The 25,268-nt window shown below is 72.6% G+C and carries 22 protein-coding genes; 7 read left to right on the forward strand and 15 right to left on the reverse strand.

Going from position 1 to position 25,268, the window contains the following annotated elements; all coding sequences use genetic code 11:
• Positions 1-16: 16 nt before the first annotated feature.
• The 3 genes from OG335_RS03605 to OG335_RS03615 form a co-directional block, all read right to left on the reverse strand.
• Positions 17-1,429, reverse strand: coding sequence for a family 2B encapsulin nanocompartment shell protein (locus tag OG335_RS03605; RefSeq protein ID WP_405009505.1), 1,413 nt, complete (start codon positions 1,427-1,429; stop codon positions 17-19).
• Between the two features lie 565 nt (positions 1,430-1,994).
• Entirely contained in the window at positions 1,995-2,444 is a 450-nt protein-coding gene (locus OG335_RS03610; RefSeq protein WP_405009506.1) for a MarR family transcriptional regulator, read from the reverse strand.
• Complete coding sequence (locus OG335_RS03615) at positions 2,441-2,935, reverse strand: MarR family winged helix-turn-helix transcriptional regulator (protein ID WP_405009507.1); 495 nt, start codon at positions 2,933-2,935, stop codon at positions 2,441-2,443. Before OG335_RS03615 ends, OG335_RS03610 begins: the two co-directional genes overlap by 4 nt.
• 611 nt (positions 2,936-3,546) lie before the next feature.
• Here OG335_RS03615 and OG335_RS03620 point away from each other — a divergent pair.
• A complete protein-coding gene (locus OG335_RS03620) occupies positions 3,547-5,061 on the forward strand; it encodes a glycoside hydrolase family 43 protein (RefSeq protein WP_405009508.1) in 1,515 nt (504 codons plus the stop codon).
• Positions 5,062-5,394: 333 nt separating this feature from the next.
• Here OG335_RS03620 and OG335_RS03625 read toward each other — a convergent pair whose 3' ends face one another.
• The 4 genes from OG335_RS03625 to OG335_RS03640 form a co-directional block, all read right to left on the reverse strand.
• Entirely contained in the window at positions 5,395-6,888 is a 1,494-nt protein-coding gene (locus tag OG335_RS03625) for an NCS1 family nucleobase:cation symporter-1 (RefSeq protein WP_405009509.1), read from the reverse strand.
• Positions 6,889-6,989: 101 nt separating this feature from the next.
• Complete coding sequence (locus tag OG335_RS03630; RefSeq protein WP_405009510.1) at positions 6,990-8,006, reverse strand: TIGR03842 family LLM class F420-dependent oxidoreductase; 1,017 nt, start codon at positions 8,004-8,006, stop codon at positions 6,990-6,992.
• Positions 8,007-8,014: 8 nt separating this feature from the next.
• Positions 8,015-9,418 (reverse strand): dihydropyrimidinase, encoded by a 1,404-nt coding sequence (gene hydA, locus OG335_RS03635; RefSeq protein WP_405009511.1) that lies wholly within the window; start codon positions 9,416-9,418, stop codon positions 8,015-8,017.
• A 14-nt stretch (positions 9,419-9,432) separates the two neighbouring features.
• Entirely contained in the window at positions 9,433-10,275 is an 843-nt protein-coding gene (locus OG335_RS03640; RefSeq protein ID WP_405009512.1) for a nitrilase-related carbon-nitrogen hydrolase, read from the reverse strand.
• Positions 10,276-10,600: 325 nt separating this feature from the next.
• On the opposite strand from OG335_RS03640, the gene OG335_RS03645 reads away from it, so the two are divergent.
• Positions 10,601-13,099, forward strand: coding sequence for a DEAD/DEAH box helicase (locus OG335_RS03645; protein WP_405015298.1), 2,499 nt, complete (start codon positions 10,601-10,603; stop codon positions 13,097-13,099).
• 193 nt (positions 13,100-13,292) lie between these two features.
• Here the strand turns inward: OG335_RS03645 and OG335_RS03650 are convergent, their stop codons facing one another.
• Entirely contained in the window at positions 13,293-14,162 is an 870-nt protein-coding gene (locus OG335_RS03650; protein ID WP_405009513.1) for a hypothetical protein, read from the reverse strand.
• Between the two features lie 209 nt (positions 14,163-14,371).
• Between OG335_RS03650 and bioB the strand changes: the two genes are divergently transcribed.
• From bioB to bioD, 3 genes are read left to right on the forward strand one after another with little or no spacing between them, the layout of a single operon-like run.
• On the forward strand, positions 14,372-15,625 hold the full coding sequence (gene bioB, locus OG335_RS03655) for a biotin synthase BioB (RefSeq protein ID WP_405009514.1): 1,254 nt from the start codon (positions 14,372-14,374) through the stop codon (positions 15,623-15,625).
• Complete coding sequence (locus OG335_RS03660; RefSeq protein ID WP_405009515.1) at positions 15,625-16,920, forward strand: adenosylmethionine--8-amino-7-oxononanoate transaminase; 1,296 nt, start codon at positions 15,625-15,627, stop codon at positions 16,918-16,920. Before bioB ends, OG335_RS03660 begins: the two co-directional genes overlap by 1 nt.
• Positions 16,917-17,657 carry a dethiobiotin synthase gene (gene bioD, locus OG335_RS03665; protein ID WP_405009516.1) on the forward strand — a complete coding sequence of 247 codons (741 nt, stop codon included), beginning with the start codon at positions 16,917-16,919 and terminating at the stop codon, positions 17,655-17,657. Before OG335_RS03660 ends, bioD begins: the two co-directional genes overlap by 4 nt.
• A 16-nt stretch (positions 17,658-17,673) precedes the next feature.
• On the opposite strand, the gene OG335_RS03670 is transcribed toward bioD, so the two are convergent.
• Both OG335_RS03670 and OG335_RS03675 read right to left on the reverse strand, forming a co-directional pair.
• On the reverse strand, positions 17,674-17,982 hold the full coding sequence (locus OG335_RS03670) for an AzlD domain-containing protein (protein ID WP_405009517.1): 309 nt from the start codon (positions 17,980-17,982) through the stop codon (positions 17,674-17,676).
• On the reverse strand, positions 17,982-18,698 hold the full coding sequence (locus tag OG335_RS03675; RefSeq protein ID WP_405009518.1) for an AzlC family ABC transporter permease: 717 nt from the start codon (positions 18,696-18,698) through the stop codon (positions 17,982-17,984). The genes OG335_RS03670 and OG335_RS03675 overlap by 1 nt, the downstream gene beginning before the upstream one ends.
• A 169-nt stretch (positions 18,699-18,867) precedes the next feature.
• On the opposite strand from OG335_RS03675, the gene OG335_RS03680 reads away from it, so the two are divergent.
• Complete coding sequence (locus OG335_RS03680) at positions 18,868-19,350, forward strand: helix-turn-helix domain-containing protein (RefSeq protein ID WP_405015299.1); 483 nt, start codon at positions 18,868-18,870, stop codon at positions 19,348-19,350.
• A gap of 13 nt (positions 19,351-19,363) precedes the next feature.
• Here OG335_RS03680 and OG335_RS03685 read toward each other — a convergent pair whose 3' ends face one another.
• Positions 19,364-19,867, reverse strand: a complete 504-nt coding sequence (locus tag OG335_RS03685; protein WP_405009519.1) for a GNAT family N-acetyltransferase — start codon at positions 19,865-19,867, stop codon at positions 19,364-19,366.
• Between the two features lie 148 nt (positions 19,868-20,015).
• Positions 20,016-20,444, reverse strand: a complete 429-nt coding sequence (gene tnpA / locus OG335_RS03690) for an IS200/IS605 family transposase (RefSeq protein WP_405009520.1) — start codon at positions 20,442-20,444, stop codon at positions 20,016-20,018.
• Between the two features lie 11 nt (positions 20,445-20,455).
• Here tnpA and OG335_RS03695 point away from each other — a divergent pair, with 11 nt between their 5' ends.
• The gene (locus tag OG335_RS03695; RefSeq protein ID WP_405009521.1) at positions 20,456-21,628 is read left to right on the forward strand and encodes an RNA-guided endonuclease InsQ/TnpB family protein; all 1,173 of its coding nucleotides are present in this window, start codon (positions 20,456-20,458) and stop codon (positions 21,626-21,628) included.
• Positions 21,629-21,699: 71 nt separating this feature from the next.
• Here OG335_RS03695 and OG335_RS03700 read toward each other — a convergent pair whose 3' ends face one another.
• From OG335_RS03700 to OG335_RS03710, 3 genes are all read right to left on the reverse strand, one after another.
• On the reverse strand, positions 21,700-22,419 hold the full coding sequence (locus tag OG335_RS03700; protein ID WP_405009522.1) for a class I SAM-dependent methyltransferase: 720 nt from the start codon (positions 22,417-22,419) through the stop codon (positions 21,700-21,702).
• 84 nt (positions 22,420-22,503) lie between these two features.
• A complete protein-coding gene (locus OG335_RS03705; RefSeq protein WP_405009523.1) occupies positions 22,504-22,794 on the reverse strand; it encodes a hypothetical protein in 291 nt (96 codons plus the stop codon).
• A 205-nt stretch (positions 22,795-22,999) separates the two neighbouring features.
• Positions 23,000-25,135: an MMPL family transporter gene (locus tag OG335_RS03710; RefSeq protein WP_405009524.1), complete on the reverse strand. Its 2,136-nt coding sequence runs from the start codon at positions 25,133-25,135 to the stop codon at positions 23,000-23,002.
• Positions 25,136-25,268: the final 133 nt, after the last annotated feature.

The following is a 25,268-nucleotide window of genomic DNA, read 5'->3' on the forward strand; positions in this document are numbered from 1 at the left end:
CCCTGGCAGAGGCGGTCTAGCCGTGCCTGCGGCCGATCTGCACGTCCTCCAGCACGCCGAGCGCGTCGGGCACCAAGATCGCCGCGGAGTAGTAGGTGCTGACGAGGTAGGAGATGATCGACCGCTCGTCGATCCCCATGAACCGGACCGACAGGCCCGGCTCGTACTCCTCCGCCAGGCCGGTCTGGTGCAGGCCGATGACGCCCTGCTTGTCCTCCCCGGTCCGCATCACGAGGATCGAGGTGGTGTTCTCCTTGCTGATCGGGATCTTGCTGCAGGGCAGGATCGGGACCCCGCGCCAGGCGGGGACCTGCTGTCCGCCGAGGTCGACGTGGTCCGGGTAGAGTCCGCGGGAGTTGAACTCACGGCCGATGGCCGCGATCGCCCGGGGGTGGGCGAGGAAGAACCGGGACCCACGTCGGCGGCAGAGCAGTTCGTCGAGGTCGTCCGGGGTCGGCGCACCCGAGTAGGTCTGGATCCGCTGCTTGAAGGCGGCGTTGTGGAGCAGCCCGAACTCGGGGTTGTTGATCAGCTCGTACTCCTGGCGCTCGCGCAGCGCCTCGATGGTGAGCCTGAGCTGCTCCTCGGTCTGGTTCATCGGCTCGTTGTAGAGGTCCGCGACCCTCGTGTGGACCCGCAGCACGGTCTGGGCGATGGACAGCTCGTACTCGCGCGGGTTGAGTTCGTAGTCGACGAACGCGCCGGGCAGTTCGGCTTCGCCGGTGTGGCCGGCCGACATGGCGATCTCGGCCTCGCCGTGCCGGTTCTGCCGCTGGAGCGGAATCTCGGCGAACCGCTCCAGGTGGGCCCGGAGGCCCGGCGCCGTGGACAGCACGGCGTGGAAGTCGGCGCGCGAGAGGGTGAGCAGGGTGCCGGCGGTCTCGGCCGTGACGGTGGACTCCCACCTCGCGTCGGCGTCCAGCAGGGCGTTCTCGCCGAAGTGGCTGCCGTCGGCCAGCACGCCGACCGCCACCACGTCACCGTAACGGCCTTCGGAGGTCTGGCCGACCCGGCCGTGGGCGATCAGCTGGATCGACTCGGCGGGAGTGCCCCGCTCGGCGAGCACCTCGCCCGCACGGAACTCGCGCTGGACGCAGCGGTCGGCGAGCGCGGTCAGTACGGCGACGTCCTCGAAGCCGCGCAGCAGCGCGAGTTCGCCGAGCTCGCGGGGGATCACCCGGACGCGGGCGCCGTCCTGGACGAAGTCGATGCGCCCGTCCCCGACGGTGTAGGTCAGCCGTCGGTTCACCCGGTAGGTGCCGCCCTTGGTCTCCACCCAGGGGAGCATCCGCAGCAGCCAGCGGGAGGTGATCTCCTGCATCTGCGGAGCGGACTTGGTGGTGGTGGCAAGGTTGCGCGCAGCCGCCGTGCCCAGGCTGCTCTGCCTGGTCGGCTCCGACTGCACGTGCTGGCTGGTGTCCACCGTCATCGGGCGGGCTCTCCTTCATAGGAACGGTGCCCGGCACACGTCCATGTCCTCTGTGACCGGGGATGAACAGGCGGATGCCCGCGCAATTCGCGCAAACCACGCGATCCGCTCGTCTCCAGAAGGAAGTTAGCCGTCGGCAGGGCCGATCGGCCCCGTAAACCCATGGGTTTAGCCCGATGCAGTGATCTTTTCGGGACCGGTGTTTGCGATCACCCTTCAGGGAGCCAGGGCTGCGCCCTGCGCCGCCGGGGTTTCCCGCGGGCGGCCGCCGCAGCGCGGACGGTCACCCTGCCGGCCGGGCCGCACGGGCGGCGCGCGGCCACGGGAGGTATGCCCTGACCTGCGACATCAAGGTGCTGGGCGAACCTCTGCGGTACCGGCAACGGCGCCCGGCTGCGCGGTGACATCACGCGCCCCACCGGTTGCAGGTCCCGACCGTCTCGGCCCGGCCCTGCGTTCGTACGACTGCGGCGGACGGACCTGTGGCGCCCGAGCGACCTGTCCGATCGCCATGATCCGGTACCGGGTGGCCGGTCACGACCGGCCACCCGGCCATGGCGGGCGGTCAGGTCAGCTTTGCGAGCTCCGCGTTGGCCCGTTCGGTGACCAGGGCGAGGACGCGGCCAGCGGCGGCGAGGTCCTCGTCGGGTATCCCGCCCCAGATGCGGGCGGAGACGGGGGCGGACTCCGCAGCGGCGGCGGCGAGCAGTTCGCGCCCCGCGTCGGTGGGGTGAAGGCGCGCGCCGTCCGCGACGAGCAGCCGTCGGGCCAGCAGTTCGTCGAACGTGGCGCGGATGTCGGCCGGATCCGCCTTGAGGGAGCCCCGGACCTGGGCGACGAGGTCGTCCGGCGTCTGCGGGGCGTCGGCCGTGACGACCGCGCGCAGGGCGACCTGTTGCTGGAACGTGACGCCGTGCCGGGCCAGGACGTGCTCCAGGACGCCGCGGGCGGCGTAGTGGGCCAGGCCGAGCGCGCGGGCGTCGGCGGGTGCGGGTGCGGCTGCGGTACCGGTCATGGTGTTGCCCCCTGAGTGTTCTCGTCGTTCGGTACGGATGGAGCGAGAGGTGCGTCGAGCAGGGCCGTCAGCTCGTCGGTGAACGCGCGTGCCCGCGGGGCGTCGAGGCCGCCGAGGGGCTCCAGCAACTGCTGGAGCAGGTCCTGGACCACCGCGAGGGCCTGCCGCGTGACGGCCTGGCCCTGCTCGGTGAGGGCGAGCTGCACCGCGCGCGGATCGCGGGGGTCGCGGGTGCGCTCGATCAGGCCGGCCGACTCCAGGGCGCGCGCCAGCTTCGAGACGTACAGCGCCTCCATGCCCGTGTGGTCGGCGAGCCGGCGCTGGCTGGGCCGCTCGCCGGCGCGCTGCATGCCGTACAGCGACGCGACCAGCGAGTACTGCGCATGGGTGAGGCCCAGCGGAGCCATCGCACGATCGACCGCGACGCGCCACTTGTTGGCGAGCCGCCACACCAGGAAACCGGGCGTGGGGCCCGGGGAAGCCTTGCTCATGCCCGACACATTACATGGCTATTATATCCATGGCTACTATTTTCAGGCAGCCCCGTACCGGCGCACGTGATCGCCGCAGCCGCACGGCCGCGCAGGCCGCCCGGAGCGACCGCCCCACGACCGCCACGTTCGCCGACTCACCGACGCACCGCCGACCCCGAACGCGACATCGGACACGGCGGAGGAGGCGGGCGACACAGGGACCCCTCGGGATGCCGACAGCGAGGCCCGCCACGGCAGGCACCGCGGACCGGCGATGCCCACGGCCCGGAACACCGGCCGACAGAAGGGCCGTCACCCACCTTTCGAAGCGCTTCGACTGTCGAGACATCCGGCAGGGGTGGACGAGGTCAGGCGCGGCCCCACCACCACGCGGGAGCCGTGCGGGGAGACACCAACTCCGGTGGTCACCGACGTTTTCGCGAGCCCATCTCTTGACACGGGGGTGGATGCCTGCCAGCGTCGAAGCGCTTCACCAACGGCGTCGAGAGGCTGTGGCGACCGCCGCACGGGCACCGGCTCTGCAAGGGACTTCCCGCCTGCATGTACGTGTACCCGGCCGCACCCGGGGAGCGCCGAACCGAACCATCCTGCCGAAAGGACCTGCAGAGGTGTCCGACGAGTACGCACCGGTGCCCGCCGCCAACCCGGTGATCCCGGGGTTCCATCCGGACCCCAGCATCTGCCGCGTCGGCGAGGACTACTACCTCGCCTGCTCCAGCTTCGAGTACTTCCCGGGCATCCCCGTGTTCCACAGCCGGGATCTGGTCAACTGGGTACAGATCGGCAACGCCCTGGACCGGCCCGGCCAGCTCCGCCTGCCCCGGGACACCCCCTCCTCCGGGGGCCTGTACGCGCCCACCCTGCGCCATCACGACGGGCGGTTCTGGCTGATCGTCACCAACGTCACGCCGGGCGAGGGCAATCTGATCGTCACCGCGACGGACCCCGCCGGCCCGTGGTCCGACCCGGTACGCCTCCCCGGCGTCCCCGGCATCGATCCCGACCTGGCCTGGGACGAGGACGGCACCTGCTGGTGCACCGTCGCCGGGGTCTCCCAGATCCGCATCGACCCCGGCACGGGTGAGACCTTCGGCGAGTTGCGGCCCGTGTGGTCCGGCACCCCGGGCGCCGCCGCCCCCGAGGCCCCGCACCTGTACCGCATCGGCGACCACTGGTACCTGCTGATCGCCGAAGGCGGCACCGAACGCGGCCACTGTGTCTCCGTCGCCCGCGGCCCCTCGCCCGACGGCCCGTTCGAGCCCTGTCCGGCCAACCCGATCCTGACCCGCCGCAGCACCAGCGGGCCCGTCCAGAACACCGGTCACGCCGACCTCGTCCAGGCCGTGGACGGCTCCTGGTGGATGGTGCTGCTCGGCGTCCGCCCGCAGGGCGGCACCCCCGGCTGGCACGTCCTGGGCAGGGAGACCTTCCTGGCCCCCGTCTCGTGGGTCGACGGCTGGCCCGTCGTCGGCGAGGTCGGACCCGAACTCCCCACCATGCCCTGGCCTCTGGTGCCGACACCGCCGTCCGCCGAGCGCGACGACTTCGCCTCCACCGAACTGCGGCACTCCTGGATCTCCCTGCTCGACCGCCCCGCCGAGCACTACAGCACCCGGGAGCGCCCCGGCTGGCTCACCCTGCGTGCCCGCGGCGCATCCCTGGACGAACCCGATGCCGTCCTGCTGGGACGACGCCAGCAGCACCTCACCTTCCGGGCACGCACCCTGATCGACCCCGCCGAAGGCAGTGGCGGCCTCGCCGTCCGCCTCGACGACCGGCACCACTACGCCGTCGAGGCCCGGCCCGACGGCACCGCCCGGGTGATCGCCCGGATCGGATCGCTGCGCACCGTGGCAGCGGAACTGCCACTGCCCACGGGGCCCGTCGTCCTGACCGTGCACACCGGCAGGGCCCCCGAGCCCCATGACGCGCGCACCGGCCCCGACACCCTGATCTTCGGTGTCGAGGCGTCCGACGGGACGATGACGGACATGGCCTCTCTGGACGGCCGCTACCTCTCGACCGAAGTCGCCGGAGGCTTCACCGGCCGGGTCGTCGGCCTGTACGCCACCGAGGGCGCCGTGCACTTCGACTGGTTCGACTACCTCCCCGGTCACCGCTGACGAGAACCGTGCTCCTCGCCCCTCCGACAACCGCCCTGGCCCGCACACGAGTCACGGCGGCGGCCCGGCGGCGGGCGTGCCGGACGGGAGGAACTCGCCGACGGGCAGCGGGACTTCCCGCCGGGCCCGGCCGTCGGCGGGCCGCCGGCGGTGTGAACGGCGGGCCGTTGTGCGTGCCGGGGAGCAGGCAGTGCCGCCTACTGCCGGCCCATGCTGTCCCCGGTGGCACCGGCCGACGGCGTGGCCGTGGCAGTGGGCCGGCCGGTCTGGTCGCTCTGGTCGGCGGCGGCGAGGGCGGGGGCCACCGGTAGTCCGGCGGCCCCCGCCCCACGGTCACGCGGCCGTACGGCGGGTGCCGGCGCTGAGGGCGAGGTAGAGGGCGAGGGAGGAGGTGACGCCGACGGCCCAGCCGTAGTCGGCGAGGGGCTTGAGGAACGGGATGAGGCCGTCGGCGGGGAAGGGGCCGCCGTAGGAGCCGCCGACGGCGAGGAGGCCGCCCACGAGCAGGGCGGTGACGGCGCGCCAGTTCCAGCCGCCCGCGTACCAGTAGCGGCCGCCTGCGCGGTAGAGGTCGGCGAGGTCGAGGCGGGTGCGGCGCAGGAGCCAGTAGTCGGCGATGAGGATGCCGGCGACGGTGCCGAGCAGGCCGCCGACGACGCCGAGCCAGGTGAAGATGTAGACGTGCGGGTCGGAGATCAGCTTCCACGGCATGATGACGACCCCGACGACGCCGGTGATGAACGCGCCGGTGCGGAAGGTGACCCGCTTCGGCAGCAGGTTGGCGAGGTCGTACGCCGGGGAGACGACGTTGGCCGCGATGTTGACCGACAGCGTGGCGATCAGCACGGTGAACAGCGCGAAGAGGATGCCCGCGGTGGAGTCCATCTTCGCGGCGAGTGCGATCGGGTCCCAGATCGGCTCGCCGTAGACGGCCTGCGAGCCGGAGGTGACGAGCACGGACAGCAGCGCGAAGAGGGTCATGGTGGTGGGCAGGCCGAGGGCCTGGCCGCGGATCTGGGCCTTCTGGGAGCCGCCGAAGCGGGTGAAGTCCGGGATGTTGAGCGACAGGGTCGACCAGAAGCCGATCATGCCCATCAGCGCCGGGAAGAAGACCTTCCAGAAGTCGCCGTCCCAGCCCAGCTTCGAGGGCTGGTCCAGCAGCGGCCCGAAGCCGCCCGCCTTCACGGTGATCCACACCAGCAGCGCGAGCGCGCCGACGATGACGAACGGCGCGGCCCAGTTCTCGAAGCGCCGCAGGGTCTCCATCCCCCGCGCGATGATGGCCATCTCGATGACCCAGAAGATCAGGAACGACAGCCACTGCGTCCACGGGTAGCCGCCGATCTCACCGGCGGTCTGCCAGCCGGAGCCCAGCAGTTTGCCGGCGAGGAGGAAGATGCCCTCGCCGCCGATCCAGGTCTGGATGCCGAACCACGCGCACGCCACCGCCGCCCGGATCATCGCGGGCAGGTTCGCCCCGCGCAGCCCGAACGAGGCCCGCGCGAACACCGGGAACGGGATCCCGTACTTGGTGCCCGCGTGCCCGGTGAGCAGCATCGGCACCAGCACGATCAGGTTCGCCAGCGCGATGGTGAGGACGGCCTGCTTCCAGTCCATGCCGAGCGCCACCAGACCCGAAGCGAGCGTCCAGGACGGGATGTTGTGGGCCATGCCGACCCAGAGGGCGAGGAAGTTGTAGGTCGTCCAGCGGCGTTGTGCGACGGGGACGGGGTTGAGGTCCGCGTTGGCGAAGCGGGGGTCGGAGAGGTCGGCGTCGGCGGCGAGTTCGACTCTGCCGTCGGGGTGCGGGCTCTGGGTTATCGACATGGGCGACCGCCTTGTGGGGGACGGGCGGAGGCCACCCCGGCGGGGTGGCCTCCGTGGCGACGGTGGGTCGGGGGGAGAGGCGGAGGAAGACTGACGATCCGTCAGGAGAGCGCGGGGATGACGCTCTTGCCGTAGGCGTCGATGGTCTGCTCGATGGCGTCGTGCATGGCGTAGACGGCGAACTGGTCGACGCCGAGGGAGCGGAGGTGTTCGAGCTTGGCGAGCTGCTGCTCGGGCGGGCCGATCAGGCAGAAGCGGTCGACGATCTCGTCGGGCACGAAGGCGGTGTCGGGGTTTCCGGCGCGGCCGTGGTGGCTGTAGTCGTAGCCGTGCCGGTCCTTGATGTAGGCGGTGAGCTCCTCGGGCACCATGGCGGAGTGCTCGCCGTAGCGCGAGACGAGGTCGGCGACGTGGTTGCCGACCATGCCGCCGAACCAGCGGCACTGCTCGCGGGCGTGGGCGAGGGCCTCGGGCGAGTCGTCGGCGGTGACGTAGGCCGGTGCGGCGACGCAGATGGTGACGGACGCGGGGTCGCGGCCGGCCTCGGCGGCGGCGTCGCGGACGGCCTTGACCATCCACTCGGTGAGGTAGGGGTCGGCGAGCTGGAGGATGAACCCGTCGGCGGCCTGCCCGGTGAGGTTCAGGGCCTTGGGGCCGTAGGCGCCCATCCAGACGGGCAGCCGGGCGCCCTCCCTGACCCACGGGATGTGGATCTCGGTGCCGTCGATCTCGACGGTGCGGCCCTCGGCGAGGTCCCGGATGGCGTGGATGGCCTCGCCGAGCGTGGCGAGGCCGGCGGGCCGGCGGCCGGCGACGCGCTGTGCGGAGTCGCCGCGGCCGATGCCGCAGACCGTCCGGTTGCCGTACATGTCGTTGAGGGTGGCGAAGAGGGAGGCGGTGACCTCCCAGGTGCGGGTGACGGGGTTGGTCACCATCGGGCCGACGGTCATGCGCTCGGTCTCGGCGAGGATGCGGCTGTAGATGACGAAGGGCTCCTGCCAGAGCACGACGGAGTCGAACGTCCACCCGTGGGTGAAGCCGGCGGCCTCGGCACGCTTCATCCGGTCGATGAGCAGCTGGGCGGGCGGGTCGGTCTGGAGGACGAGGCCGATGTCCACGGTGTTTCCTATCGGTCGAGGTACTGGCAGGTGGCGCGCGGCTGGTAGCGGCCGTGGCCGGCGCGGCCGAGGTAGGTGTCGCCGTCGATGACGACGGTGCCGCGGGAGAGCACGGTGCGGACCTTGCCGGTGATCTGCTTGCCCTCGTACGCGGAGTAGTCGACGTTCATGTGGTGGGTGTCGGCGGAGATCGTCTGGACGGCGTTCGGGTCGTAGACCACGATGTCGGCGTCGGCGCCGGGGGCGATGGTGCCCTTGCGGGGGTAGAGGCCGAACATCCGGGCCGGGGTGGCGCAGGCGATCTCGATCCAGCGGCGGCGGCTGATGCGGCCCTCGACGACGGCCTGGTGGAGGAGGTCCATGCGGTTCTCGACGCCGGGCAGGCCGTTGGGGATCTTCGAGAAGTCGCCGCGGCCGAGTTCCTTCTGGCCGCTGAAGCAGAACGGGCAGTGGTCGGTGGAGACGACCTGGAGGTCGTTGGTGCGCAGGCCCTTCCACAGCTCGGCCTGGTGCTCCCTGGGGCGCAGCGGGGTGGAGCAGACGTACTTGGCGCCTTCGAAGCCGGGCTCGGCGAGGTTGTCGGTGGAGAGGAAGAGGTACTGCGGGCAGGTCTCGCCGAAGACGGGGAGGCCGGCGTCGCGGGCGGTGGCGATCTCGGCGACGGCGGAGGCCGCGGAGACGTGCACGACGTACAGCGGGGAGCCGGCGACCTGGGCGAGTTTGATCGCGCGGTGGGTGGCCTCGGCCTCCAGGAGCTCGCGGCGGACCTCGCCGTGGTGGCGGGGGTCGGTCTTCCCGGCGGCGAGGGCCTGTTCGACGAGGACGTCGATGGCGATGCCGTTCTCGGCGTGCATCATGATCAGGCCGCCGTTGTCGGCGCCGCGCTGCATGGCCCGCAGGATCTTGCCGTCGTCGCTGTAGAAGACGCCGGGGTAGGCCATGAACAGCTTGAAGGAGGTGACGCCCTCCCCCACGAGCAGGTCCATCTCCTTGAGGCTGCCCTCGTTGACGTCGGCGAGGATCATGTGGAAGCCGTAGTCGATCGCGCAGTTGCCCTCGGCCTTGGCGTGCCAGGCGTCGAGTCCCTCGCGCAGGGAGGCGCCGACGCCCTGGACGGCGAAGTCGACGATGGTGGTGGTGCCGCCCCAGGCGGCGGCGCGGGTGCCGGTCTCGAAGGTGTCGGAGGCGGCGGTGCCGCCGAAGGGCAGCTCCATGTGGGTGTGGGCGTCGACGCCGCCGGGGATGACGTACGTCCCCGTGGCGTCGAGGGTGCGGTCGGCCGTCCAGCCGTCGGCGACGGTGCTGCCGGTGGTGGCGAGGGCGACGATCCGTTCGTCCTCGATCAGGACGTCGGCGTGGAGCTCCTCGGCGGCGGTGACGACGAGGCCGCCGCGGATGACCGTACGGGTCATGGGCCGTTCTCCTCTCAGGCCTCGGTGAGCGGGCCGTAGGCCTCGGGCCGGCGGTCGCGGTAGAAGGCCCACTGCTGGCGGACCTCCTCGATGACGTCGAGGTCGAGGTCGCGGACGACGAGCTCCTCGTCCTTGTCGGAGGCGACCTCGCCGACGAACTGGCCGCGCGGGTCGACGAAGTAGCTGGTGCCGTAGAAGTCGTTGTCGCCGTACTCCTCGACGCCGACGCGGTTGATGGCGGCGATGTAGTACTCGTTGGCGACGGCGGCGGCGGGCTGCTCCAGCTGCCAGAGGTAGGCGGAGAGGCCGCGGCTGGTGGCGGAGGGGTTGTAGACGATCTCGGCGCCGGCGAGGCCGAGTGCGCGCCAGCCCTCGGGGAAGTGCCGGTCGTAGCAGATGTAGACGCCGACCTTGCCGACGGCGGTGTCGAAGACGGGCCAGCCGACGTTTCCGGGCTTGAAGTAGTACTTCTCCCAGAATCCCTTCACCTGCGGGATGTGGTGCTTGCGGTACTTCCCGAGGTAGCTGCCGTCGGCGTCGATGACGGCGGCGGTGTTGTAGTAGAAGCCGGACTGCTCGACCTCGTACACCGGGACGACGATCACGATGCCCAGCTCGCGGGCGAGGGCCTGCATGCGTTGCACGGTGGGGCCGTCGGGGACGGGTTCGGCCCAGGCGTAGTGCTCCGGCTCCTGCACCTGGCAGAAGTACGGGGCGTTGAAGACCTCCTGGAATCCGATGATCTGGGCGCCCTGCGCGGCCGCGTCGCGGGCGGCCTTTTCGTGGGCGGCGACCATGGTTTCCTTGTCGCCCGTCCAGGCGGTCTGGAAGAGGGCGGCCCTGACGACTCGGCTCATCGCTCAACTCCTTGCGGAAGTCGGTGGTAGACCGCTGACATTAGGAGTTTCCCGGCGGAAGGTGCAGTACCACGCTGTAACGCTCTCCGGCGTTTTGCGTTCCGTCGCGAAACCATGATCGGATGTAAATCCGATGCGGATAACGGAGTACCGCCCGACGGGTTACACCGGCGTTTCGAACGGGGATACTCGGTTAATTCGAACCACCCCCCGTGCGGGGCGTGTACGAGCCGTGCCGCGGCGGGTCCGCGGCCCGGCTCCGGCCCGGGCTTTGCCCCCGGTGATCCCGGCCAGGCAAGATGGGCCGGTGACCCTCCTGGACCTGATGCCGAAGCCCGCCACCCCCGACGCCCTGTTCGAGACCTTCGCCGAGTGGGCGATGGAGCGCGGCATCACCCTCTACCCCGCCCAGGAGGAGGCGCTGATCGAGCTGGTCTCGGGGAACAACGTCGTCCTGGCGACCCCCACCGGCTCCGGGAAGAGCCTCGTCGCGGCGGGTGCGCACTTCGCCGCGCTGGCCGAGGGCAAGCGGACGTTCTACACCGCGCCGATCAAGGCGCTGGTGTCCGAGAAGTTCTTCGACCTCTGCAAGATCTTCGGCACCGAGCAGGTCGGCATGATGACGGGCGACGCGAGCGTCAACCCGACCGCGCCGATCATCTGCTGCACCGCGGAGGTGCTCGCCCAGATCGCGCTGCACGACGGCGAGCGGGCCGACATCGGCCAGGTCGTGATGGACGAGTTCCACTTCTACGCCGAGCCCGACCGCGGCTGGGCCTGGCAGATCCCGCTGCTGGAGCTGCCGCACGTGCAGTTCCTGCTGATGTCGGCCACCCTCGGCGACGTCCGCCGCTTCGAGGACGACCTCACCCGCCGCACCGGCCGGCCCACCACCGTCGTCCGCTCCGCGACCCGCCCGGTGCCGCTGTTCTACGAGTACCGCCGGACGAACATCCACGACACCCTGGAGGAGCTGCTGACGACCGGCCAGGCGCCGGTCTACGTCGTGCACTTCACCCAGAAGGAGGCGGTGGAGCGGGCGCAGTCGCTGATGAGCATCAACATGTGCACCAAGGCCGAGAAGGACGCCATCGCCGACCTGATCGGCGGCTTCCGCTTCACCACGAAGTTCGGCCGCAACCTCTCCCGCTTCGTGCGGCACGGCATCGGCGTGCACCACGCCGGCATGCTGCCGAAGTACCGCCGCCTGGTGGAGCGCCTCGCCCAGGCCGGCCTGCTCAAGGTCATCTGCGGCACCGACACCCTCGGCGTGGGCGTCAACGTGCCGATCCGCACGGTGCTCTTCACCGCCCTCTCGAAGTACGACGGCCAGCGGGTGCGGGTGCTGCGCGCCCGTGAGTTCCACCAGATCGCGGGCCGCGCGGGCCGGGCCGGGTTCGACACCGTCGGCCAGGTCGTCGCGCAGGCGCCCGAGCACGTCGTCGAGAACGACAAGGCGCTCGCCAAGGCCGGCGACGACCCGAAGAAGCGCCGCAAGGTCGTCCGCAAGAAGGCGCCGGAGGGCTTCGTCGGCTGGTCGGAGGAGACCTTCGAGCGGCTCATCGGCGCCGATCCGGAGCCGCTGGTCAGCCGCTTCAAGGTCAGCCACGCGATGCTCCTGTCGGTGATCGGCCGGCCCGGCAACGCCTTCGAGGCGATGCGCAAGCTGCTCACCGACAATCACGAGGACCGTCCCGCGCAGCGCCGGCACATCCGTTCCACCATCGCGATCTACCGCTCGCTGCTGGAGGGCGGCGTCGTGGAGCGCCTGGAGGAGCCGGACGCCGAGGGCCGCATCGTGCGCCTCACCCTCGACCTGCAGGAGAACTTCGCGCTCAACCAGCCGCTCTCCACCTTCGCCCTCGCCACCTTCGACCTCCTCGACCCGGAGTCCCCCGGCTACGCGCTGGACGTCGTCTCCGTCGTCGAGGCCACCCTCGACGACCCGCGGCAGATCCTCGCCTCGCAGGAGAACAAGGCCCGCGGCGAGGCCATCGGCGAGATGAAGCGCGACGGCGTCGAGTACGAGGAGCGGATGGCCCGGCTCCAGGACATCACGTACCCCCGGCCGCTGGAGGAACTGCTCGGCCACGCGTACGAGGTCTACCAGCGGGCGCACCCGTGGATCGGCGACCACCCGCTGCGGCCGAAGTCCATCGTCCGCGACCTGTACGAGCGGGCGATGACCTTCAGCGACTTCGTCGGCCACTACGACCTGGCGCGCACCGAGGGCATCGTGCTGCGCTACCTCGCGAGCGCGTACAAGGCGCTGGAGCAGACCGTCCCCGAGCACATCAAGACCGACGACCTCAAGGACGTCATCGCCTGGCTCGGAGAGCTGGTGCGGCAGGTCGACTCCTCGCTGCTCGACGAGTGGGAGCAGCTCGCCAACCCGACCGACCCGCAGTCGGCCGAGGTGCGGCTCGACGACAAGCCGGCGCCCGTCACCGCGAACGCCCGCGCCTTCCGCGTGCTGGTGCGCAACGAGATGTTCCGCCGTGTCGAGCTGGCCGCGCTGGAGAACTACCACGCGCTGGGCGAGCTCGACGGCGAGGACGGCTGGGACTCCGACCGGTGGGCGGACGCTCTGGACGGGTACTGGGAGGAGTACGACGACCTCGGTACCGGCCCCGACGCCCGCGGCCCGAAGATGCTGCTCATCGAGGAGGTCGAGGACGAGGGTCTGTGGCGGGTCCGGCAGATCTTCGACGACCCGGCGGGCGACCGCGACTGGGGCATCAGCGCCGAGGTCGACCTGTTCGGCTCCGACGAGGAGGGCCGGGCGGTGCTGCGGGTGACCGGGGTGAACCGGCTCGGCGGCTGATCCGGCAGGCCCGGCCTGCCGGGCTGACCGGGCTGACCGGGCGGGCCTGACCTGCCGTGACGGACCCTGCGGGCCCGGTGCCTCCCGCACCGGGCCCGCAGGGCGTCCGACGGCCGGCGGCTGGCGCCCGGCGTCCGGTCGGCGAGGGAACGGGAGGGCGCGAGCCGTTCCCGGTCGGGGCTACATGCCGGGGCTACATCCAGAGGAACGGTGCGCGGACGACGTAGGAGAGCGCCCGGGCCGCGTGGTCGAGCGTGCGGTCGTCGGGCGGCGTCGTGGTGCGCCCGTCCGCGTAGCGGGAGACGGTGACCGTCAGGTAGCGGCCCACGGGCTCGACCCGCACCGCGGTCACGGGCTTCGGCGCGGGCTGCGTGGCGGACGCGCCGGGCTGGGCGGTGGCCGCGGTCTGGGTGGACGGGGCCGTGCCGGCCGGTGCGCCGGGCGACGCGCTCGCGGTGCCGGCCCCGGGGCTCGCCGTCGAGCCGGTCGTCGGGGAGGGTGTCGCGGGGGCGGAGGTCCGGAAGAGCAGCGCGCCGGGGTCGGTGAGCGCCTGCCGGGCCTTCCGCGCGCCCTCCTCGTCGGCGAAGCGGAACACCGTGACGCTGCTGACCACCTTCTGGTCCACGTGGTCGAAGGCGACTCCGACGTACGCCTGGCAGCCGGTGTCGTGCAGCGGGTCGTGGGCGCGGTCGAGGAGGGTCTCCGCGCAGTCGCCGCCGCCGGCGGCCGCGGTGCGGCGTGCCTGCACGCCGTCCTGGTCGACCGTCCGGTCGCCCGGGAAGTAGTGGTCGGCGGTGAACACCTGGGCTTCCGTCAGGGGCTGCTGCGAGTCGAGGCCGGGTGCGGGCTGGGCCTTCGGGCCGCCCGCGGTGGAGCCGAGCCCGGGTATGAGGTCGCCCGGGTGCGGCAGGCTGACGACGAAGCCGACGGCGGCGGCGGCCACCACCAGGGCGCACCACAGCGCGGTGCGGCGGCGTCCGAAGCGCCGCCCGCGGCGGTCGGCGGCGGGCGTCCCGCCCTCCTGGCCTGCGGCGGACTGGTCGGGCTCCCCCTGCGAAGTCATGCGGGTGATTGTAAGCAGATGATCAGTCGGGCCCGGAGGGAGGGCCCGGAGAAGGGCGCCGGACGCGGCCGGGGGGCGCGCGTGAGCTGCGCACCACCCTGCGCCACTACCCTGTGCGGCGGCACTGTGACAACTCGCACACCGCCGCGCCGATCTTCTGGCGGGTTCCCTCTGGCGGAACGCGACGTGCCCCGGGCAGGATCGAGCGCATGGATCTGCTCGACACCCTCACCGCCAAGGGCCTGCGCCGGGAACTCCCCACCCGGGAGGAGGCCCTGGCCGTCCTCGCCACCACCGACGACGAACTGCTCGACGTCGTCTCGGCCGCCGGCAAGGTGCGCCGCCAGTGGTTCGGACGGCGCGTCAAGCTCAACTACCTGGTGAACCTCAAGAGCGGCCTCTGCCCGGAGGACTGCTCCTACTGTTCGCAGCGGCTCGGCTCGAAGGCGGAGATCCTCAAGTACACCTGGCTGAAGCCGGAGCAGGCCGCCGAGGCCGCCAGGGCGGGCGTGGCGGGCGGCGCCAAGCGGGTCTGCCTGGTCGCCAGCGGGCGCGGCCCGACGGACCGCGACATCGACCGGGTCAGCGACACCATCGCCGCCATCAAGGACGCCGACGAGCAGGTCGAGGTGTGCGCCTGCCTGGGCCTGCTCTCCGACAACCAGGCCGAGCGCCTGAAGGCGGCCGGTGCCGACGCCTACAACCACAACCTCAACACCTCCGAGGCGACGTACGGCGACATCACCACCACCCACACCTACGCGGACCGCGTCGACACCGTCGCCAAGGCACACGGCGCGGGCCTGTCGGCGTGCTCGGGCCTCATCGCGGGCATGGGCGAGAGCGACGCCGACCTCGTCGACGTGGTCTTCGCGCTGCGCGAGATCGGCTCGGACTCCGTGCCGGTCAACTTCCTGATCCCGTTCGAGGGAACGCCGCTCGCCCAGGAGTGGAACCTCACCCCTCAGCGCTGCCTGCGCATCCTGGCGATGGTCCGCTTCGTCTGCCCCGACGTCGAGGTGCGGATCGCCGGCGGCCGCGAGGTGCACCTGCGCAGCCTGCAGCCGCTCGGCCTGGAGATCGCCAACTCGATCTTCCTCGGCGACTACCTCACCAGTGAGGGCCAGGCCGGGCAGGCCGACCTCGACATGATCAAGGACGCCGGCTTCACCGTCGAGGGCGCGGGCGAGGCCACCCTGCCCCGGCACCGGGCCGACGCCGCCGCTGCGGCGAGCGAGCACGGCTGCGGCACCGCCACCCCGGGCGGCTGCGGCTCCGCGGCGTCCGGGGCCGGTACGGCGGCGGACGCCGCGGACGGCGGGCACGCCTGCGGCAGCGGCGGCTGCGGCCCCTGCGGCGGACACGTCCCCGCCCCGGCCGGGGAGGAGGCCGACGAGGCCCGCACCGACCTCGTCCGGGTGCGCCGGCGCGGCGCCGGCACCGAGCTGGCGCCGAACGCCTGATGGGCGACGTGCACCAGCTGCTCGACCTCGACCGGGCGCACGTCTGGCACCCGTACGGGCCGATGCCCGGCACCGTCACCCCGTACGTGGTGGAGTCCGCGTCCGGGGTGCGGCTGCGGCTCGCCGAGCCGGTCGCCGGGCACCGCGAACTCGTCGACGGCATGTCGTCCTGGTGGGCCGCGATCCACGGCTACCGGCACCCCGTGCTCGACGAGGCCGTGCGCGACCAGCTCGGCCGGATGAGCCACGTCATGTTCGGCGGCCTCACCCACGAGCCCGCCGTCCGGCTGGCGGCCAGGCTCGTGGAGATCACGCCTGCGCCGCTGCAGCACGTCTTCCTGGCGGACTCCGGGTCGGTGGCCGTCGAGGTCGCGCTGAAGATGTGCCTGCAGTACTGGCGGTCGGTGGGCCGGCCGGCCAAGCGCCGGGTGCTGACCTGGCGCGGCGGCTACCACGGCGACACCTTCCACCCCATGTCGGTGTGCGACCCCGAGGGCGGCATGCACCAGCTGTGGGGCGGGGTGCTGCCGCGGCAGCTCTTCGCCGGCGAGCCGCCCGCCGGGTTCGACGCCCCCGTCGACGAGGCGTACGCCGCCTCGCTCGCCGACCTGGTCGAGCGGCACGCCGACGAGCTCGCCGCCGTCATCGTCGAGCCGGTCGTGCAGGGCGCGGGCGGCATGCGCTTCCACTCCCCCGCGTACCTGCGCCTGCTGCGCGAGCTGTGCGACGCGCACGGCGTGCTGCTCGTGTTCGACGAGATCGCGACCGGCTTCGGCCGCAGCGGCGCGCTCTTCGCCGCCGACCACGCCGCGGTGTCGCCCGACGTCATGTGCCTGGGCAAGGCCCTCACCGGCGGGTACCTGACGATGGCGGCGACCCTGTGCACCGCCGAGATCGCGGACGGGATCAGCCGCGGCGAGGTGCCGGTACTCGCCCACGGCCCGACCTTCATGGGCAACCCGCTGGCCGCGGCCGCCGCCAACGCCTCCCTCGACCTGCTCCTCGGCCAGGACTGGGCACAGGAGGTCAAGCGGATCGGGGCCGGCCTGGTCGCGGGCCTCGCCCCGCTCGCCGGGGCACCGGGCGTCCGCGACGTGCGGGTGCTCGGCGCGATCGGCGTCGTCCAGCTCGACCACCCGGTCGACATGCGGGCCGCCACCGAGGCCGCCGCCCGGGAGGGCGTGTGGCTGCGGCCGTTCCGCGACCTCGTCTACACCATGCCGCCGTACGTGACCGGCGACGACGACCTGGCGCGGATCACCGCCGGGGTGACCGCGGCGGCGGTGGCCGGATGACCGTGCTCTTCGTGACCGGCACCGGGACGGAGGTCGGCAAGACCGTCGCCACCGCGGCGGTCGCCGCCCTCGCGGACGGCCCGGTGGCCGTCCTGAAGCCGGGGCAGACCGGTGTCGCCCCGGGCGAGCCCGGTGACGTCGCCGAGGTGCTCCGGCTGACGGGCCGCGAGCTCACCGTGCGCGAACTCGCCCGCTACCCCGAGCCCCTGGCCCCCGACACGGCGGCCCGGCGCTCCGGCCTGCCGCCCGTCGGCCCCGGGCAGGTCGCCGAGGCCGTGGCCGAACTCGCCGCGGAGCACGCGCTGGTGCTGGTGGAGGGCGCGGGCGGGCTGCTCGTCCGCTACGACGACGAGGGCCGCACCCTCGCCGACATGGCCCGGGCGGCCGCCGCGCTGGGTCTGGCGCCGGCCGTGCTGCTGGTCGCCTCGGCGGGCCTCGGCACCCTCAACACCACCGCGCTGACCGCGGAGGCGCTGCGGGCGCGCGGGCTGGACCTGCGCGGCGTGGTGATCGGTTCCTGGCCCGCCGAGCCGGACCTCGCGATGCGCTGCAACCTGGCCGACCTGCCGACCGCGGCGGGTGCACCCCTGCTCGGCGCGCTCCCGCTGGGTGCGGCGGCGGTCGGCGGCGCGCCGTTCACCGCAGCGGCCCGCACGGCACTGGCGCCCGCGCTGGGCGGCACCTGGGACGCGGCGGCGTTCACCGCCGCGCACGCGGTGGCCGCACCGGGGCGGTAGCGGGACGGGCCCGGGGTCACGGCACCCCGCCGAGCCGGAGCAGCGCCGTGGTCGCCGCCGCGGCCACCACCACCAGCGGGAACGGCGCCCGGCGCAGCACGAGGACCCCGGCGACGAGCACCCCGGCCGGGCGGGCCCAGCCGGCGAAGCCCTGCGCCTGGGTGAGGGCCGCGGTGGCCACCAGGGCGATGAGCAGGACGGCGGTGGCCGTCGACAACAGCTGCTCCAGGCCGGCGGAGAGCCGGAGCCGGTCGCGGAGCAGCGGCCCGGCCAGCCGCAGGCCGTACGTGCCGAGGGCGAGCAGGAGGATGGCGGGCAGCGGCATCAGCGGGCCTCCCCCGCGGTGGCGACGGCCCGGGCGGGTGCGGCCCGGAGTGCCGAGCGGACGGCGGGCAGGAGCGCGAGCAGTGCGCACAGCACCGGCAGTCCGGCAGGCAGGAACGGTGTCGCGCCGACCGCGAGCACCGCGCCGAGGAGGGCCGGGTTGCGGACCGAGCGGTCGCCGAGCGAGGGCAGGACGAGGGCGAGGAGGACGGCCGGGAAGGCCGCGTCCAGCCCGAGGGCGTCGGTGTCGCCGATGACGCCGCCGGCCAGCGCACCGAGCAGGACGGCGATGTTCCAGAAGGCGAACAGCGCCGCGCCGGATATCCAGTAGGCGGCGCGGCGGGCGGCCGGGTCGCGCTGGAGCAGGGTGAAGGCGGTGGACTCGTCGGTCAGCAGGTGGCTGCCGAGCAGGCGGTCGCGCCACCGGCCGCCGAGGACGTCACCGACCGCGAAGCCGAACGGCAGGAGGCGGGCGTTCAGCACCAGGCCGGTCACGACGGCGGCGACCGGGCCGCCGCCGGCCAGCACCACGCCGACCGCGGCGAACTGCGAGCCGCCGGCGAAGACCAGCAGGGACATCACGACCGGCACCCACGGCGGCAGGCCGCCGGAGACCGCGATCGCGCCGAAGGACGCCCCCACGAGGGCGTCGGCGAGACAGACGAGGGCGATGTCGCGGAGCGTGCCGCGATCGAGTGTTCGCAATACCGAACGCATGTCCATTAGAATGAACAGCATCACCGCCGTTCGTCAAGTCGAACGATCGGCAGTCTGGAGCGAACACGTGGACAACGCGTCGGCAGCGGGCGGACACCGTTCCTCGCTCGACCTCATCGCCCTGATCTCCGCCTCGATCCGCCGGGAGCGCGAGCGGGCCGGACTCTCCATGGCCGAGCTGGCCCGGCGGGCCGGGATCGCCAAGTCGACGCTCTCCCAGCTGGAGTCGGGCGCGGGCAACCCCAGCGTGGAGACCCTGTGGGCGCTGGGCGCCGCACTGGAGGTGCCGTTCAGCCGGCTCGTCGACCCGCCGCGACCCCACGTGCGGGTCATCCGCGCCGGGGAGGGGCCGGTCACCTACGCCGAGCGCGCCGACTACGCGGCGACCCTGCTCGCCTCCTGCCCGCCCGGCGCCCGCCGCGACATCTACCGGATCACCGCCGAGCCCGGCGAGCCCCGGATCTCCGATCCGCACATCCCGGGCTCGGTCGAGCACCTCGTGCTCGGCGCCGGGCGCGCACTGGTCGGCCCGGTCGAGGCACCGGTCGAGCTCGGCCCCGGCGACTACGTCACCTACCCGGGCGACGCCCTGCACGTCTTCGAGGCGCTCGCGCCCGGCACCGCGGCGGTGATCGTCATGGAGCACGTCTGACGGCCGGCGGCGGTCAGCCCTCCAGGGGCTTCACCCAGCGCCGCCACTGCTCCTCGGGCCGGTAGCCCGCGGCCTCCCACGCACGGCGGCCGAGGTCGTTGTGCTGCAGCACCATGGCATCCGCTCGGCGCCCGCCCAGTGCCGCGAACCGCCGCTCGGCCGCCGCCACCAGGGCCGCCCCGACGCCGCGGCGCCGCAGGTCCGGGGCGACCGCGAGGCGGTAGAGGTGGCAGCGCCAGCCGTCGAACCCGGCGATCACGGTGCCCGCGAGCACCCCGCCGACCTCCGCGACCAGCAGGGCCTCCGGGTCGCGCGCGACCAGACCGGCGACGCCCGCCGTGTCGTCGGTGATGCTCGCGCCCTCCGCCGCCCGGGCCCAGAACTCCAGCAGGGCGGGGACGTCCGCCGACACCGCAGCCCGGATCCGCACGGCACGGCCGTCCGGGCCGACCGGGTCGGCCGGGTCGGTGGCGCTGCGGTCCTGGGTCCGGGCGTCCGCCGCGGGGCTCTCGTTCATGCGGACTGTCTAGCAGCCGCACCGCCCGGCGGCCCGGCGTTTTCAGCGGGATCTAGCGAGGAACTCCGGCCGTTCATGGCCGGGAGGAATCGCTTTCTGGGCTCGGAGGCGCGGAGCGCCGGAGTGTTGTGCGCCTCCGTAGTGACGGTTAGACGGGCTGCTTCTGGTTCTCGATGTACTCCTTGATGATGCTCAGGGGTGCGCCACCGCAGGATGCGGCGAAGTAGGACGGTGACCAGAAGTGCGTTCCCCACAGGTACCGGCGGATGTGGTCGGGATACTCCTGGCGCAGTCGGCGCGCGGATACGCCCTTGAGTGATCCGACCAGTCGTGACAAGGCGACCTTCGGCGGGTAGTGAACCAGCAGATGTACGTGATCACGTTCGCCGTTGAACTCGACCAGCTCGGTTTCGAAGTCCGCGCACACGGCGCGCATGACCTCTTCGCAGCGCGTCAGGATCTCGTCGGTGAACGGTCCGCGTCGATATTTCGGGGTGAAGACCAAATGAGCGTGCAGGGTGTAGACGACGCTACGACCCCTGCGGATGCTGGGGTTTGGTTCCCATCGTGGTGACATAGATCAATGCTATGGTCTTGCTCGTGAAGATCGTGACGCAGGTGAAGCTGTTGCCGGAGGCCGACCAGGTCGCCGCGCTGCGCTCCACCCTGCGCGCGGTCAACGATGCGGCGTGCTGGGTGTCGTCCGTGGCGTTCGAGCGCGGTGTCCCTCGTGAGTACGAGCTGCGCAAGCACACCTACGCGGAGTTGAAGGCGCGTGGGCTCGGGGCTCAGGTCGCACAGCACGTGATCAGGAAGACGTGCCATGCCTATGCGACGTTGAAGGCCAACATCAAGGCCGGGAACCTCGGGAAGCCGGGTTCGAAACGTCGGACCAAGGCGGAGTCCAAGCCGATCGCGTTCCGGCTGAAGGCCGCTCAGCCCTATGACGATCGCTGTCTGTCATGGCAGTTGGATGCGAAGACGGTGTCACTGTGGACGACGGGCGGCCGGTTGAAGGGCGTTCGGTTCACGTGCTCGCCGGACGCGTTGAAGATGCTGCGCGACTACCGTCAGGGTGAGTCGGATCTGATCGAGCGTGACGGGTCGTTCTACCTGATCGCGACCTGCGACGTCCCCGAGGCGCCTCCAAACGGGACGCCGACCGGATTCGTCGGTGTGGATCTCGGGATCGCCAACATCGCCACCACCAGCACCGGATACCGGGCCACCGGACGCGGCCTGAACCGCCGTCGCACACGGCAACTCGACCTGCGGAAGAAGTTGCAGGCCAAGGACACCAAGTCCGCGAAGCGGCTGCTCAAGAGGCGCCGCCGCGCCGAGGCCCGGCACACCGCGAACGTCAACCACATCGTCTCGAAGACCATCGTCACGACCGCTGAACGCACCGGCCACGGGATCGCCCTGGAAGACCTCACGGGCATCCGAAGCCGGGTACGGCTCCGAAAGGACCAGCGGACCTCGCTGCACTCGTGGAGCTTCCACCAGCTCGCTGCCTTCGTGGAGTACAAGGCGCGCCGGGTTGGGGTGCCGCTGGTGTATGTCGACCCGGCGTACACCAGCCAGCAGTGTTCCCAATGCGGACACATCGACCGGAAGAACCGGTCGAAGCAATCCGAGTTCGCCTGCCTGGCCTGCGGGTTCATGGCACACGCGGACGACAACGCGTCCCGCAACATCGCTCGCAAGGGCGAGATTATGTGGACAGCGGGGCGTGAGTCACGCGTCCCAGCACCCGTATAGGTGCTCAGACGTGGGAGGCCACGCGACAGCCAGTCGCGCCCTACCCACAAACCCGGCCGCTCACGGCCAGGTCAAGTTGACCGCTCGGACGCCGCCCCGCCGGCGGCGAGGGGCACGAGCTGCCAGACGGTGGTGCGCTTGAGCGCCGTGTCCTCCAGATCCGCCACGACCGGCACCTCGTACGAGGCCAGTTCCGTGAACCGCTCCCGCGGCAGGTAGGCCCGGCCCGGGTCGCCGACCACGACGACGGCACCGCGGGCCAGGGCGCGCTCCAGGAACGGCAGGAAGCGCGCCGCCATCGCGCGCTCGTAGAAGACGTCCCCGGCGAGCACGACCTCGGCGGGTCCGCCATCGCCGTCGAGGAGGTCCTCGACGGCCGCGTCGACGTGCACGCCGTTCGCCTCGGCGTTGATCCCGACCGCCGCCACCGCGTAGGCGTCGATCTCCGCGGCACGCACCGCCGCGGCACCGGCCAGCGCCGCCGCGATGCCCACCAGACCGGAGCCGGCCGCCACGTCGAGGACCGTCCGGCCCCGCACCAGCCCGGGGTGGTCGAGGACGTACCGGGCCACCGCCACACCGCCCGCCCAGGCGAACGCCCAGAACGGCGGCGGCAGGCCGACCTCGCCGCGCGCCGACTCCGTGGTCTCCCACAGCGTGATGGCGTCGTCCGCCATGTGCAGGCTGACCTCGGGCACGAAGGGAACGAGCGCCGGGCTGGTCTCCCTGCGGACGAAGGCCGCGTCCACGGGAGCGGCCCGGTCCGGAAGGGTGGGGGTCTCGTTCGGCATGCCCGCAGCATAGAGGGCCGGCGACCGGCCGGAGCGCCGCCGCCGACGCCCGGAGCCGTCGGCGGAGGCCGACGGCTGCCGGGTTCAGTATGCGGTGAGGTGGTGCACGGCCGCGGCGCAGTCGTCGCAGACCCGCTGGGCCCAGCGCGCCGGGTACCACTCGCCGTCGGCGTCGTCGGGCTGCGCCGGGTCGCGCTGCAGCCCGGCCGTGTCCAGCCCGCAGAAGGTCCGCGGCCCTGCCCGGGACGGGTCGGCTGCGGGCCCGGCCGCGTGGACGACCAGCGCGGCCCTGCCCGGCGTGGGGTGCTCGCCGCCACCGAGGTCGCGCGCGGCGTCGAGCTCCTCGATCTCCAGCATCACCACGATCCTGGCCATCGTCGGGGCCGCCTTCCGTCGGGACCGCTCCCCCGTGTGCTGCCGGGAGCCACCTTCCACTCTGGACCCGGGCACTCCCGCTCCGCCTGCGCAGCGGGAGCCGGGCCGGACGGGACCGGTGCCGGACGCGCGGACGGCCCTGCCCGCGCACCGGTCGGTCCGGTGCGCGGGCAGGGCCGGGGCAGCACGCCGGCGGCGGGTTCGGCTACCGGTGGGCGTCCTCGGGGAGCCCGGCGGAGTCCGCCGTGTCGTCCGGGCCCGTGCGGGCGGCGGCCGGGGCGGGCAGGCGTGCGGGCCACCAGACGCGGTCGCCGAGGTCGTGCACGAGCGCGGGGACGAGGAGCGAGCGCACGAGCAGCGTGTCGAGCAGGACGCCGAAGGCGACGATGAACGCGATCTGGGCGAGGAACGCGAGCGGGATGACGCCCAGGGCGGCGAACGTCGCCGCGAGCACGACGCCCGCCGAGGTGATCACGCCGCCGGTCGCGGTGAGGCCGCGCAGCACGCCCTCCCGGGTGCCGTGCCGGAGGGCCTCCTCGCGGACCCGGGTCATCAGGAAGATGTTGTAGTCGACGCCGAGGGCGACGAGGAAGACGAAGCCGTACAGCGGCACGGAGGGGTCCGTCGCGCTGAAGCCGAAGACGTGCGGGAAGACGATCGCCGAGACGCCGAGCGTGGCCAGGTAGGAGAGGGCCACGGTCGCGGCGAGCAGCACGGGCGCGAGCAGGGAGCGCAGCAGCAGCACGAGGACGGCGAGGATGCAGACGAGGACGACCGGGATGATGACCGCACGGTCGTGCCGGGCGGTGGTCCGGGTGTCGTACTGCTGGGCGGTGTAGCCGCCGACGCGGGCGTCGGAGCCGGGCACCGCGTGCACGGCGGCGCGCAGCCGCTGCACGGTGGCGACGGCGGCGTCGCTGTCGGCCGGGTCGTTCAGCGTCGCGTCCAGGCGGACCCTGCCGTCGACCGTCTTCGCGGGGGCGGACGGGTCGCCGCCGGTGTACGGGCGGACGGAGGTCACGCCGGGCACCGTGCGGGCGGCCGCGGCGACGGCGTCGGCGCCGCCGACGGAGGTGACGATCACCGCCGGGTTGCCGGAGCCGCCGGGGAAGTGCGCCGACAGGACCTTCTGCGCGGTGACGGAGGGCTGCTCCTTGATGAAGAGCTCGGTCTGCGGCACGCCGCTGCTGTCGAGCGCGGGGGCGAACGCGGCCAGGGCGGTGAGGACGACGAGGCTGGCCGCCCAGGTGGTACGGGGGCGGCGGCCGACGATCGCGGCGACCCTGCGCCAGATGCCGTGCACCGGGGCGGTGCCGTCGGCGGGCGGACGGGCGGGCCAGTAGGCGGCGCGGCCGAGCAGCACCAGCGCGGCGGGCAGGAAGGTGAGGGCCGACAGGACGGAGCACACGATGCCGATGGCGCCGACCGGGCCGAGGGCGCGGTTGTTGGTGAGGTCGGAGAGCAGCAGGACGAGCAGGCCGAGGGCCACGGTCATGCCGGACGCGGCGATGGGTTCGAGCGACTGCCGCCAGGCGATGCGCATGGCGGTGAAGCGGTCGCCGTGCTGCTGGAGCTCCTCCCGGAACCGCGCGGAGAGGAGCAGCGCGTAGTCCGTGGCGGCGCCGATGACCAGGATCGACAGCAGGCCCTGGACCTGCCCGTCGACGCGGACGATGCCGTGGTCGGCGAGCACGTAGACGACGGCGCAGGAGACGCCGAGGGCGAAGACGGCGCCGAGGATGACGAGGAAGGGCAGCAGGACGCTGCGGTAGACGGCGAGCAGGATGATCAGCACGACGCCGAGGGCGACGCCGAGGAGCAGGCCGTCGATGCCGGCGAAGGCCCCGGAGAGGTCGGCCTGGATGGCTGCCGGTCCGGCGATGGCGACGGTGGTGCCGGGCACCTTCTCGGCCAGGCCGCGGATCGCGTCCACGCTGTCCGGGGTGGCGGTGCCGAGGTCGGCGCGGAGCTGGAGGATCGCCTCGGCGGCCTTGCCGTCGGACGACGGGATGACCGGCGACGGTCGGCCGACGGCGCCGGGCACGGAGGCGGCGGACTCGATCGCGCGGCCTGCGGCCTCCTGCTGGGCGGGCTCCAGGGCGCCGCCGCCGCTGTGTTCCCAGATGACGATCACGGGGAGGGTGGAGTCGGCCTGGAATCCCTTGTCGAGGCGGACGACCTCGGTGGACTCGGCGCTCCGGGGGAGGAACGCGGCGTTGTCGTTGGTCGCGACCTCGGACAGTTTTCCGGCGTAGGAGCCGAACGCGCCGCCCAGGGCGAGCCAGGTGATCAGGAGGGCGAGGGGCAGGAGGAGTCTGAGGCGACGTCGGTTGGCGAGCATGGCGAAGGAGCCCTTCGGGCGTGCTGTGAAAGACCGGACGGCCGATGGTATCTCAATGATTGAGAGTCTTTATCGGTGAACCACAGCACCGGGGACCCGCGGACGCCGACACCCGCCCCGTCTGCCCGCGATC

The organism is Kitasatospora sp. NBC_01539 (assembly GCF_045040525.1).
Classification (GTDB): Bacteria; Actinomycetota; Actinomycetes; order Streptomycetales; family Streptomycetaceae; genus Kitasatospora.